General features: G+C 74.3%; 11 protein-coding genes. 3 read left to right on the plus strand and 8 right to left on the minus strand.

The annotated features are described in order from the left end of the window. Nucleotides 1-214: 214 nt before the first annotated feature. Both AC27L3_RS17860 and AC27L3_RS17865 read left to right on the plus strand, forming a co-directional pair. Nucleotides 215-1,834, plus strand: a complete 1,620-nt coding sequence (locus tag AC27L3_RS17860; protein ID WP_487235020.1) for a phospholipase D-like domain-containing protein — start codon at nt 215-217, stop codon at nt 1,832-1,834. A gap of 174 nt (nt 1,835-2,008) precedes the next feature. Beyond that, the gene (locus tag AC27L3_RS17865) at nt 2,009-2,947 is read left to right on the plus strand and encodes a D-alanyl-D-alanine carboxypeptidase family protein (protein ID WP_487235021.1); all 939 of its coding nucleotides are present in this window, start codon (nt 2,009-2,011) and stop codon (nt 2,945-2,947) included. A gap of 9 nt (nt 2,948-2,956) precedes the next feature. Here the strand turns inward: AC27L3_RS17865 and AC27L3_RS17870 are convergent, their stop codons facing one another. From AC27L3_RS17870 to AC27L3_RS17880, 3 genes are all read right to left on the minus strand, one after another. After that, nucleotides 2,957-3,895, minus strand: coding sequence for an alpha/beta fold hydrolase (locus tag AC27L3_RS17870; RefSeq protein ID WP_487235022.1), 939 nt, complete (start codon nt 3,893-3,895; stop codon nt 2,957-2,959). A gap of 113 nt (nt 3,896-4,008) precedes the next feature. Further along, entirely contained in the window at nt 4,009-5,301 is a 1,293-nt protein-coding gene (locus AC27L3_RS17875; protein WP_487235023.1) for a wax ester/triacylglycerol synthase domain-containing protein, read from the minus strand. A 37-nt stretch (nt 5,302-5,338) separates the two neighbouring features. Beyond that, on the minus strand, nt 5,339-6,583 hold the full coding sequence (locus AC27L3_RS17880) for a glycosyltransferase (protein ID WP_487235024.1): 1,245 nt from the start codon (nt 6,581-6,583) through the stop codon (nt 5,339-5,341). A 237-nt stretch (nt 6,584-6,820) separates the two neighbouring features. On the opposite strand from AC27L3_RS17880, the gene AC27L3_RS17885 reads away from it, so the two are divergent. Continuing rightward, complete coding sequence (locus AC27L3_RS17885) at nt 6,821-8,008, plus strand: aminotransferase class V-fold PLP-dependent enzyme (RefSeq protein WP_487235025.1); 1,188 nt, start codon at nt 6,821-6,823, stop codon at nt 8,006-8,008. Here the strand turns inward: AC27L3_RS17885 and AC27L3_RS17890 are convergent. The 5 genes from AC27L3_RS17890 to AC27L3_RS17910 form a co-directional block, all read right to left on the minus strand. Next, on the minus strand, nt 7,996-8,238 hold the full coding sequence (locus AC27L3_RS17890) for a hypothetical protein (RefSeq protein WP_344438819.1): 243 nt from the start codon (nt 8,236-8,238) through the stop codon (nt 7,996-7,998). The genes AC27L3_RS17885 and AC27L3_RS17890 overlap by 13 nt on opposite strands. An 18-nt stretch (nt 8,239-8,256) precedes the next feature. Further along, nucleotides 8,257-8,544 carry a hypothetical protein gene (locus AC27L3_RS17895; RefSeq protein ID WP_487235026.1) on the minus strand — a complete coding sequence of 96 codons (288 nt, stop codon included), beginning with the start codon at nt 8,542-8,544 and terminating at the stop codon, nt 8,257-8,259. 107 nt (nt 8,545-8,651) lie between these two features. Next, entirely contained in the window at nt 8,652-8,963 is a 312-nt protein-coding gene (locus tag AC27L3_RS17900; RefSeq protein WP_487235027.1) for a hypothetical protein, read from the minus strand. 108 nt (nt 8,964-9,071) lie between these two features. Next, nucleotides 9,072-10,247 (minus strand): amidohydrolase family protein, encoded by a 1,176-nt coding sequence (locus AC27L3_RS17905; RefSeq protein WP_487235028.1) that lies wholly within the window; start codon nt 10,245-10,247, stop codon nt 9,072-9,074. A 1-nt stretch (nt 10,248) separates the two neighbouring features. Then, nucleotides 10,249-11,607, minus strand: coding sequence for a type I glutamate--ammonia ligase (locus AC27L3_RS17910; protein ID WP_487235029.1), 1,359 nt, complete (start codon nt 11,605-11,607; stop codon nt 10,249-10,251). Nucleotides 11,608-11,732 lie beyond the last annotated feature (125 nt).

The raw sequence follows: 11,732 nt of genomic DNA on the forward strand, positions 1-11,732 counted from the left end.
TCCGGCCGGTGGGGGCGGGAGTCAGCCCCTGAGGCGGTCCTGGCGTACCTCTGAGGGCGGGTGGGGAGAGGGCGTGTCATACGTGAGGTGTACACGGGACGACAGAGGACGGCTTTGCTGAAGTTGATCTTCCGTTTACTCTTCGTTCACGAAGTGATGACCCATCACCGAAGGTCCAACACCGCCCATGCCCTACTTAGTTGAAGGATGCACAGTGTCCCGTCGTCGCCCACCACGCCGTACCCACCGTCTCGCGCGCAGCGCGGCGGCGTCGGCCGTCGTCCTCGCCGTGCTGCCCGCGGCCCCCGCGGTCGCGAGCCCCTCGGCCACCCCGCACCTGGACGCCGTCGAGAAGTCGCTGCGCGAGGTCTCGCCCGGCCTGGAGGGCGAGGTCTGGCAGCGCACCGAGGGCAACCGCCTCGACGCCTCCGCCGCCGACCCGGCCGACTGGCTGCTGCAGACGCCCGGCTGCTGGGACGACGCCACGTGCACCGAACGCCCGGGCACCAAGCGGCTGCTGGCCAAGATGACGGAGAACATCTCCAAGGCGCGGCGCACCGTGGACATCTCCACCCTCGCGCCCTTCCCCGACGGCGCCTTCCAGGACGCCATAGCCGCCGGCCTGAAGTCGTCGGTGGCCGCCGGCAACAAGCTCAAGGTACGGGTGCTGGTCGGCGCCGCCCCCGTCTACCACATGAACGTCCTGCCCTCGAAGTACCGCGACGACCTCAAGGCCCGCCTCGGCGCCGCCGCCGACAACATCACCCTCAACGTCGCGTCGATGACCACGTCCAAGACCGGCTTCTCCTGGAACCACTCCAAGCTGCTGGTCGTCGACGGCGCATCGGCCGTCACGGGCGGCATCAACGACTGGAAGGGCGACTACCTGGAGACCGCCCACCCCGTCACGGACGTCGACCTGGCGCTGACCGGCCCGGCCGCGCACTCCGCCGGCCGCTACCTGGACACGCTGTGGGGCTGGACCTGCCGCAACAAGTCCAACATCGCCTCCGTCTGGTTCGCCTCCTCCGGCGGCGACTGCATGCCCGCCATGGAGAAGGAGGCCAACCCCGAGCCCGCCGCCCCCACCGGTGACGTCCCCGTCATCGCCGTCGGCGGCCTCGGCATCGGCATCAAGGATCGCGACACCTCCTCCGCGTACCGGCCGCAGCTGCCCACGGCCTCCGACACCAAGTGCGTCGTCGGCCTGCCCGACCGGACCAACGCCGACCGCGACTACGACACGGTCAACCCCGAGGAGAGCGCCCTGCGCGCCCTGGTGGCAAGCGCCGAGCGGCACATCGAGATCTCCCAGCAGGACCTCAACGCCACCTGCCCGCCCCTGCCGCGCTACGACGTCCGCCTCTACGACACCCTCGCCGCCAAGCTCGCCGCGGGCGTCAAGGTGCGCATCGTCGTCAGCGACCCGGCCAACCGCGGCGCGGTCGGCAGCGGAGGCTACTCCCAGATCAAGTCCCTGTCCGAGATCAGCGACACCCTCAAGTCCCGCCTCGCCAAGGTCACCGGCGATGACGGCAAGGCCCGTGCGGCGATGTGCAGCAACCTGCAGCTGGCCACCTTCCGCAGCTCCCCGAACGCCACGTGGGCCGACGGGCACCCCTACGCCCAGCACCACAAGCTGATCTCCGTCGACAGCTCGGCCTTCTACGTCGGCTCGAAGAACCTCTACCCCTCCTGGCTGCAGGACTTCGGCTACATCGTGGAGAGCCCGCAGGCCGCCAAGCAGCTGGAGAGCAACCTGCTCGACCGGCAGTGGCGCCACTCCCAGGCCGGCGCGACCGTCGACTACGCCAAGGGCGTCTGCAACGGCTGATCCGGCCGCCGTCCTTCTCCTGTGACCTCCTCGCTCATCGGGCACGCGCATTCGACCGCCGATGAACAATCCGACGATCTGCTCGTAGGAGTGAAACGGATTTCGTCTCGTGTGGTGCGAGGTGCCAGCATTTCGCTCGCCTCAACCCGATGAGCGAGGACAACTGGAGATCGCATGCAGCGTTGTGGGGGAATCGCCGTCCGGCGGCTGCGCCGCCTGGCGGTGGCACTGACGGCCTCGACCGCGGCCGTCACGGCAGCCCTCCCGGCCGCCGGAGCCCAGGCGGCCGGCGGGCCGCCGCCACCGACCGTCGACGCCAAGGGCGCGTACCTGGCCGACGGCGACCAGCCGCTGTTCGGCAAGGCCGCCGACGTACGGCGCCCGATGGCCAGCACCACCAAGGTCATGACCGCGGTCGTGGTCGTCGACGAGCACGCCGCCGACCTCGACCGCGAAGTCACCGTCAAACAGGTCTACCGCGACTGGGTACGCGACCAGCAGGCCAGCACCGCCGACCTGCGCACCGGCGACCGGCTCACCGTACGGCAGCTGCTGTACGCCCTGATGCTGCCCTCCGGCTGCGACGCCGCCTACGCACTGGCCGACACCTTCGGCAGCGGCGCCACGGAAAAGGAACGCACCGAATCCTTCGTCGCCGACATGAACAAAAAAGCGCAGGAACTCGGGCTCGCCGACACCCATTACGATTCCTTCGACGGAAATTCCGGCCCCGCCGGAAAGAACTGGACGTCCCCGCACGACCTGGCCGTCCTCGCCGCGCACGCCCTGTCCAGCGACACCTTCGCCACCGTCGTGCGCGCCATGAGCACCCGGCAGCGGGCGCAGAACGTCAACCGCCTCTACACCTGGTACAACACCAACAAGCTGCTCGGCTCCTACGACGGCGTCATCGGCATCAAGACCGGCTCCACGCGCGCCGCCGGCCCCTGCCTTGTCTTCGCCGCCCGCCGCGGCGAGCACACCGTCATCGGCGCCGTCCTCGCCGCCCAGGGCGACCGCTACCGCGACGCCGCGAAGATGCTCGACTACGCCTTCCACACCACCACCCGCATGACGCTGCGCAAGCTCCCCGCAGGCGCCCACGAGGACTGAGAGCGGCTCTCACAGCTCCCGGGCCGGGCGCGGCGACGGGAGCGTGCCCACCGAGCGGTGCCGGAAGTACTCCACCGGCCGGCAGTACTCCAGCCCGTCCAGGCAGTCGCCGGAAAAGAAGCGCAGCAGCAGGTCCACCAGCTCGCCCGGGCACTCCAGGTGCACCAGGTGATCGGCGTTGCGCAAGGTGGTGAAGCGGGCGTCCGCCAGCCGGGCGGCCGCCTGCCGGCCCAGCGCCGGGGTGCTCAGCGGATCGTGCTCACCCGTCACCACCAGGGCCGGCACCCGCACCGCCGGCCCCCCGGGCAGCGTCGAACGCGCCAGGAGCCGCTCGGAGTTGTCCCGGAACTTGCGCAGGTCCTCGTCGCTCATCTCGTGCAGCGCCCGGTTCAGGCAGCGCACGACCGTGGGCCGGCGCGAGACCGTCACCCGGGGCGAGGTGCACATCATCCCCTCGATCACGCACTGCGCGAACTCGCTGCGCCGGCCCTCCTCCGCCAGCCGGATCGTCTGCTCGACCGTGGCCCGCACCCGCGGCGTCAGATGGGACATCGTGCCCACCAGCGCCAGGCGTTCGGCCCGCCCCGGGTGCGCCCGCGCCCACTCGTAGGCCACGGCCGTGCCGTAGGAGGTGCCCAGGACGTTGACCGGGGACGGCGCGACCTTCTCCAGCAACTGGTCCAGGGCCTCGGCGAGGAAGTCGAAGCCGTAGTGTGCCGGCAGCCGGTCCGCCCCGCCCCAGCCCGGCAGGTCGACGGTGATCACGCTCGCCGCCTCGCGGCAGCCCTGCTCCAGCCGCCCCCACGCGTTCTGGTACTGGAACGCCCCGCCGACGAAGACGATGGGGGCGAGCCTGGCACCGGGCTGGTGGACGACCCGGCCGCTGTACGCGTAACCGTCGAGGGTGAGCGGGATGACCTCTTCCAAGAGTGCGGTACGCGTCGGCACGGCCGGTCTCCGTTCGTGGGGGGCTTCACCAGGGGAACGAGAGCCGCGGCGGGACGTTACTGCCCGCCTGCCCGCCCGCCGCGGGCCCCCGCGGCCGGGCCCCGGCGGCCTGTTCAGGGGCACAGCGCGAGGATCTCCTGGCCGATCAGCGCGGGCAGCCGCTCCGCGATGCGGCGGTGGCCCTGATCGCTGACCACGGTCAGCGTGGCACCGCCGTCGTGCAGGCTCATCGTCACGGCCACCGGATGCCCGGGGCTCAGCGACGGCAGCGCGGCAATGCCGGTCAGCCGGGCCCGCCCCAGCCCGAGCGGGCCCGCATGGGTGGCCAGGCTGGAACACAGCAGCGAGGAATACAGGCAGGAATCGGCGTACCGGCCGAGCGCATCGCCCACGGCGCCGTAGCGGTGCGGCCGCGAGGCCACCAGCAGCGCCTGGGCCCGCGCCCGCCGCTTGAGCCCCGCCCGCCGCGTGAAGGCGTCCACCGCCGCGAGCCGCCGCAGCGGGCCGCCCGTCATCGGCAGCGGCACCCTGACCGCGGCGTAATGGTTGCCCAGCGGCGTCGGACCGCCGGGGGAGCGCACGTCCACGGGCACCATCGCGCACACGCCCGGCAGCCGCAGCCGCCCGGTCACCCCCGCCGCCCGCAGCGCACCCGCCGTCGCGGCCAGGAAGACGGCATTGGCCGAGGCCCGCCCCGACGGCAGCGCCTCCCGGGCCGCGCCCAGGTCCGCCGCCGGGACCCGGCACCAGGACACCACGCGCCGGGAGTCCACCGGCCCGTGGAACGGCAGCGGCCGCGCCCGGGGCACCAGGTCGGCCAGCGCCCGCGCCACCGCGAACCGCCCCGGGCCGCCGGGCGCCGGGCCCGGCAGACCGCGCTGCCCCGGCACCCCGGCCGGCTGGTCGAGCAGCGCCCGCACCAGCGTCACCATGGACATCCCGTCCAGCAGGGCATGGTGACAGCACAACAGCAACGCGAAGCCGCCCGCAGCCGGCAGCAGGTGCAGCCGCCACGCCGGACGGTCCCGGCCCATCGGCTGGGCCAGCAGCTGCCCGGCCACACCCGCCAGGCCGCCCGGCGGCCCCTCGGTGACGTGCCACTCGGGGGCGAACGCCGCGGCCGGCGTCCACCACGGCCACGTACGGGCATCCCCCCGGTCCGGCCCGGCCACCAGGCGCAGCCGCTCGTAGGCGCCCCAGCGGTCCGCCACCAGCTCGCGCAGCTCGCCGAGCCGGGGCGCCGGGCCCTCGAACCAGGCCAGCAGCCCGGCGGTCATGCACACCGCCCCGCTGCTCTGATGCCGGTGCAGCCAGGCGTCCAGCGGGGGCATCGAGAAGCCGGCGGGCTGCTCGGTGTCCGCCGGCAGGACCGGGGAGGGGGCGGGCGGGGGGAAGGGAAGTCTCATTGCGGGCTCCTCGACGTTCCGCGACGTGCCGGCCGGGTCAACAGGTGGCCTCCGCGACCGCCCGGGACACCGCGCCGGCGCCGTCCTCCAGGCCCAGCCGGGCGGCCAGTTCCGTGGCCCGGCGGGCGAAGCGCGGCTCGGCCGTCACCCGGTGCAGCGCGCCGGCCAGCCGGTCCGCCGTCAGCCCGGAGAACGGCAGCACCCCCGGGCTCACCCCGAGCCGCACCAGCCGCTCGGCCCACCACGGCTGGTCGGTGAAGACCGGCACCGGGACCGCCGGCACACCCGCGCGCAGCCCGGCGGCGGTGGTCCCGGCGCCGGCGTGGTGGACGACCGCCGCCATGCGCGGCAGCAGCCAGCCGTGCGGCATCGCCCCGACCGTGATGACGTCGTCGTTGACCACCGACAGGCCCGCCCAGCCGGACTGCACCACGCCCCGCACGCCCGCCTTCCGCAGCGCCCGGGCGGTGATCTCGGCGAGCCGCTCGGGATCGCCCGGCATCATGCTGCCGAAGCCGACGAACACCGGTGGCGGCCCCGCCGCCAGGAAGTCGCCGACCAGCGCCGGCGGCTGCCAGCCCGCACACTCGTGCGGCCACCAGTAGCCGGCGACGTGCAGCCCGGGCCGCCAGTCCGCCGGGCGCGGCAGCACCGTGGGGCTGAAGCCGTGCCAGATCGGCCAGCGCGAGCGCTCCCGCTCCGCCCGCAGCCGGTGCACGCTGCGGTGGGCGAGCCCCAGCCGCGCGTGCAGGCTGCGATTGGCCGCGGCGTACAGCGCGTCCAGCACCCCGTTGGCGCACCGGCCGCGCAGCCGGTTCGTCCGGCCCGGCGACCGCCACGCCGTCGTGCACGGCGAGAATGCCGCGGTGGGCGTGTCCGGCTGCAGGAACACGCCCATGCTCGGGATCTGGTGGTACTGCGCCACCACCCGGCCCAGCGGCGCCACCAGGGCCGACAGCAGCACCAGGTCGGCCTTGAGGTCCACTGCCGCCAGCACGCCCTCCACCAGCGCCAGCGCCGCCCGCTCGGTGGCCCGCGCGAACCGCGCCAGGGCCAGCGGCGAACGGCCGCCTCCGCGCAGCCGGTTGTGCGCGCCCAGCAGCTCCTCGAAGGGGTCCCCGGGCAGCGGGCGCATCCGCAGCCCGCAGCAGGCCACCGTCTCCTCGAACCGCTCGTGCGCCACGATCTCCACGTCGTGGCCCTCGGCGAAGAGCCGGTGCCCCAGGCCGGTGTACGGAGCGACGGAACCCGTGGTGCCCGCTGTGATGATCTGGATGCGCATCTGTCCGGCCCTCCTGCCGCCCTCCTCCTGTCAACGACACGGCTGCGGCACGGATACGCACCCGCCGCAGGCGCTCCCTTCGCCCGAGGTCAGGGGGCTGGTCACCGGGGCGGCTTCCGTGATGGAGTCGGACTGCCGGCCGACCGTCGGGCCATGAGAGCTGCGTCATGAGAGCTGCGCCATGAGAGCTGCGCCATGAGAGCTGCGCCATGAGAGCTGCGCCATGAGAGGGGACCCATGGACATTGCCGCGCTGCGCCGCGACACCCCGGGCTGCGCCCACCGCGTGCACCTGAACAACGCCGGTGCCGCCCTGCCGACCCGCGCCACCCTCGACGCCATGACCGGGCACCTCGAACTCGAGGCACGCATCGGCGGCTACGAGGCCGCCGCCGAACGCGAGGCCGACATCCGCGCGGTGCCCGCCCTCGTCGCCGAACTCCTCGGCGGCCGCCCCCACGAGGTGGCGCTGTTCGACAACGCCACCCACGCCTGGCAGGCCGCCTTCCACGCCCTGCCCCTGCGCCCGGGCGACCGCATCCTGACCGGCCGTTCGGAGTACGGCAGCAACGTACTGGCCTATGTGCACGCCGCCCGGCGCACCGGCGCCGAGATCGTGGTCGTGCCCGACGACGAACACGGCCAGCTCGACACCGCCGCCCTGGCGGAACTCGTCGACGAGCGCACCGCCCTGGTCGGGGTGAGCCACGTGCCCACCAGCGGCGGGCTGGTCAACCCCGTCGCCGAGATCGGCCGGATCACCCGCCGGGCCGGGGTGCCGTTCCTGCTGGACGCCACCCAGTCGGTCGGCCAGTTCCCGGTCGACGTCGCCGAGATCGGCTGCGACATGCTGTGCGCCACCGGCCGCAAGTTCCTGCGCGGCCCGCGGGGCACGGGCCTGCTGTGGGTGCGCGAGGAGATGCTCGAACGCCTGGAACCGCACGTCAGCGAGACCGCGTCCGCCCGCTGGGACGACACCGACGGCTACGCCTGGCGCCCCGGCGCCCGCCGCTTCGCGACGTGGGAGATGAACTACGCGGCCGTCCTCGGGCTGGGCAGCGCCGTGCGCCAGGCCCTCGACCTCGGCCTGCCGGTGATCGGCGACCGGGCCGTCGCCCTGGGCGCCGCCCTGCGCGAGCGGATCGACGCCGTCCCCGGGGCCCGCACCCACGACCTGGGGCGCGAGCGCTGCGCCATCGTCACCGCCGCCGTCGACGGCGTTCCGGCGGAGGAGGTCAAGGCCGAACTGGCCCGCCACGGCATCAACGTGACCGTCACGGTGCCCGAGCAGTCGCAGTTCGACACCGAAGTGCGCGGCGTGCACCCGCTGGTGCGCCTCTCACCGCACTACTACAACACCGAGGAGGAGCTGGACCGCGCCGCCGAGGTCCTGGCCGGCCTGGCGCGACGGCCTCAGCCGAGGTAGTCGATCTGGTAGATGTGCAGCGTCCTGGTCTGGTGCCCGAGGTAGAGGACGAGGAAGACGTCGTCGAGCACCAGCATCCGCATGATGCCGTCGTCCTCGCCGTACGGGACGGTGGACGCGAGGGGGTCCGCGCAGGCGGCGGCGAGGACGCCGCTGAGGTGCTCGCTCACCGGTGCGGGCAGGCAGTCCCAGACGGCCGCTATCGTCGCATCGTATTTCAGCGCGTACACGCGGCCCAGACTGTCAGCTCAGGCCGTCCCGCGGGCGCGAACGAGGGCGGCGTCCCGCTGCACCTTCTGGGTGATGTCGATCCACTCGCCCGGCACCTGGCCGCCCGCCGCCTCCAGCGCGGCGTCCCGCCGGCCGCGCTCGACGGCGGCGAGGGTGCGCTCGGCGATGCCCTGCCACTTCGCGAGGACGGCGGGCGCCTCGCGGGCCGGGGCGCGGCCCAGTTCGAGGGCGAAGCGCCGGCACAGATCGGGGCAGCCGAGGACCTCGTGGATGCGGTCGGTGCTCCAGACCACTGGGGTTCCCATGCGTCCTCCCCGCGTCGGCGGCTCGACCGCCCAGAGTAGCGAAGACCGGCCGCAGGGGAGGGGGAACGCGCATCCGGCGGGTGACGGCCGAACGGGTCACGCCCGGCTCAGTGCAGGAAGAGCACGCTGCGGAAGGACTCCAGGCGATAGAAGCCGGCCGGGAAGTAGGCGGCGGCGCCCTGGCAGTCCGGGGTGTCGAACAGATAGGCGTTGCGGTCGGTCTCGTTGCCCACGATGCCCCGGGCGTCGCCGACGGCGTAGCAGCGCCCGTCGACCGGGTCGGTGATGTCGTGCGCCTCCGCCCCCTGCCGGGTGAAGTACGTGAACGTCCCGCTGGCCGCCCGGGCGTCGCACGGCGTGCTCAGCACCAGCGCCGCGGCCAGCGCACAGGCGACGGGACCCGGGATCGGATGTCGCATCGGTCGCAGTGCCCTTCGTCGCCCTCGCCGCCGCCACCCCCCGCGGGCGGCGGCCCGGCCGCGACGGTACCGGCGCGGGGCGGGGGCTGGGCCGTTCGGCGGGGGCCTTCACCCGGACGGCTCAGCGTGCGGCCGGTGCGACCGGGAGTCCGTGCGCCCCAGGCGGTAGACGCGGCGGGCGTTGTCCGCCGCGACCATGGCCGCCACCCGGCCGGCGTCCGCCGCCGACCAGGCACCCTCGGCCACCCAGTCCCCGAGCAGCCGGGAAAGGGCCCGGCGGAAGAGCTCGGCACCCACCACGTACAGCTCGGGCAGGCCGTAGGCGTCGGTGGAGAACAGCAGCTTGCCGAACGGGGTGAGCTCCAGCATCTCCGCGAGCACCGCGTGGGCCCGGGCGCCGGTGTGGGTCAGGGCCAACCCCATGTCGGCGTACACGTGGGGGAAGACGCTCGCCAGGTAGGCGGCGCCGCGGTGGTAGGGGTAGCAGTGCAGCAGCACCACGGTGGCGCCGGTGGGGCGCACGGCGCGCACGAAGTCCGTCAGCAGCAGCGGGTCGCTGCGGTGCAGCGTCAGATCGGGGTCGCCGAAGCCGGTGTGCACCTGCAGGGGCAGCGCGGTGTCGGCCGCGGACCACAGCAGGTGGCGCAGCAGGACCGGGTCCGTGAGGCGTTCGCCCGGTGCCCGGGTCAGCAGCCACTGGTCGGCGGCGGTGCGCACCTGCGCCGGGCACGGGCGGTCCGGGGGCAGGTCGAGGCCGTGGCGGTAGGCGGCGACCGACTTGAAGCCCACCGCATGACGGGCGGCGTCGGTGACGGCGGTGGCGAGGGCGTCCAGGAAGGCGCCGGTCCCCTCGGCGGTGTCGGCGGCCCGCTCGGCCAGCGGTTCGAGGCGGACGACCTCGTGCCAGGTGGCCCCGCCGCCGGCGGCGGCCAGCTCGCGGGGGCCGGTCAGGTCGCCGGGGATGCCGGTGTCCACGAGGTACTCGGCGATGCCGGTGGCCCCCAGCAGCCGCCGCGCGGCCTCGGCGGCGCCCAGTTCCCGTCGGCGTGCGAGGTAGTGGCCCGGGGTGCAGTGCGGTTCCAGCCCCAGCAGGGGCGGGCACCAGCGGCGTACGGCGAAGCCGAGCTGGGTGTCGAAGAAGGAGGTGCCCGTCGCGGGAGGCGCGTCGGACTCGGTGAGGTAGGCCGCGAAGTCGCCGGCCGCCAGGTCCCGGCGGTCGATCCCGTGGCAGTGCTGGTCGACCAGCGGCGGAATGGCGAGCTCGACGGCCGCGGTGCCGGGCATGTCAGTACCGTCCGCGGGTGGCGGCGGCGATGGTGGCGGGGGAGACGCCCTCGTAGAGCGCGGCCTCGCCCCTGCGCACGGCCACGATCGCCTCGAACAGCGGGTCGCCGAGCGCCGAGCGCAGCAGCGCGGAGCCGGCGAAGCGGTCGGTGGCCTCGGTCAGCGAGGTGGGCAGGCGCACCTGGCCGCCCGTCGTGGCCGGATCGCCGGCCACCGGCGGCGGCAGGGTGCGCCCCTCCTCGATGCCGGCCAGTCCTGCGGCGATGACCGCGCCGGTCACGAGGTAGGGGTTGGCGGCCGCATCGAAGCACTTGACCTCGGCGTTGGCGCCCGAGGGGTCGTCGGGGGCGCCGGTGACGAAGCGCAGTGCGGCCTCCCGGTTCTCCAGGCCCCAGCACTGGAAGGCCCCCGCCCAGCGCGAGGGCTCCAGGCGCAGGTAGCTGGCGGGCGAGGGGGCGCCCAGGGCCAGCAGGGCCGGCAGCTCGTGGAGGACGCCCGCGAGGAACGCCTCGCACTCCCGGTGCATGGCGAACGGGCCGTCGCCGGCCCGGCACAGGTTCACCCCCTCCCGCCACAGGCTCAGGTGCAGGTGGGAGCCGTTGCCCACGCCGCCGGGCTCGACGACGGGCCCGAAGAAGGCGTCGAGGCCGTGGTCGGCGGAGACCGCGCGGATCGTCTCGCGCACGAGGACGACCAGGTCGGCCGCGTCCACCGGGTCGCTCGCGGCGACGGAGACCTCGAACTGCCCGGGCGTGTACTCGGGATGGATCTGCAGGGCCGTCACCTCCTGGGCGGCCAGGGCGGCGAGGACGTCCCTGAGGTAGCCGGACAGCTCGGTCACGCGCGCCATGCCGTACGCCGGTCCGGTCGCGGCGTAGCCGGGACCGGGGCCGGGCGCTCCGGCGTGCGCGACGACCCACTCGGTCTCGAAGCCCATCCGCAGCTCCAGGCCCCGCTCGCCGGCGGCCCGCGTCATGCGGCGGGCGAACAGCCGCTGGCACGCGGCGTACGCCCCGCCGTGCTGCTCGTAGCGGTCCGCGGGCGTCCAGGCCCAGCCCGGGCGGGCGGCGAGCACCGTGAGCCGGTCGAGGTCGGGGAAGAGCCGCAGGTCGCCGTCGGGGCCGCCGATGTGGGGGCTGGTGACGGCGGAGTCGTCGGAGAGGAAGACGTCGAAGGTGGGCGAGGCGCCCACGCCCCAGCGGGCGGCGTGGCTCAGCCGGCCGGTCGGCACCGCTTTGACGCGTGTGATCCCGGCGTTGTCCACGAAGGTCAGGGCCACGGCGTGCACGCCCTGGGCGGTCAGTTGCGCCGCCGCCTGCCGGGCCGCCGACTCCGCCCGTTCCCGTTCCGGATCCGTCACGGTCCGCTCCTTCGCCGCGGGGACGCCTCGTTGCGCCGCCTCATTACATCTCAACACCGCACGGCAGGTGTGCGTTGCCGCGAACCGGCGGCGGCCGTGCGCCGCCGCCGGGACGCCGTGGGGTC

This window comes from Streptomyces sp. PKA51, assembly GCF_057552455.1.

Coding starts and splice junctions, on each gene's coding strand:
- AC27L3_RS17885 (WP_487235025.1), top strand. CDS start 6,821: ATGGACATTGCCGCGCTGCGCCGCGACACCCCGGGCTGCGCCCACCGC.
- AC27L3_RS17865 (WP_487235021.1), top strand. CDS start 2,009: ATGCAGCGTTGTGGGGGAATCGCCGTCCGGCGGCTGCGCCGCCTGGCG.
- AC27L3_RS17875 (WP_487235023.1), bottom strand. CDS start 5,301: ATGAGACTTCCCTTCCCCCCGCCCGCCCCCTCCCCGGTCCTGCCGGCG.
- AC27L3_RS17905 (WP_487235028.1), bottom strand. CDS start 10,247: ATGCCCGGCACCGCGGCCGTCGAGCTCGCCATTCCGCCGCTGGTCGAC.
- AC27L3_RS17880 (WP_487235024.1), bottom strand. CDS start 6,583: ATGCGCATCCAGATCATCACAGCGGGCACCACGGGTTCCGTCGCTCCG.
- AC27L3_RS17900 (WP_487235027.1), bottom strand. CDS start 8,963: ATGCGACATCCGATCCCGGGTCCCGTCGCCTGTGCGCTGGCCGCGGCG.
- AC27L3_RS17895 (WP_487235026.1), bottom strand. CDS start 8,544: ATGGGAACCCCAGTGGTCTGGAGCACCGACCGCATCCACGAGGTCCTC.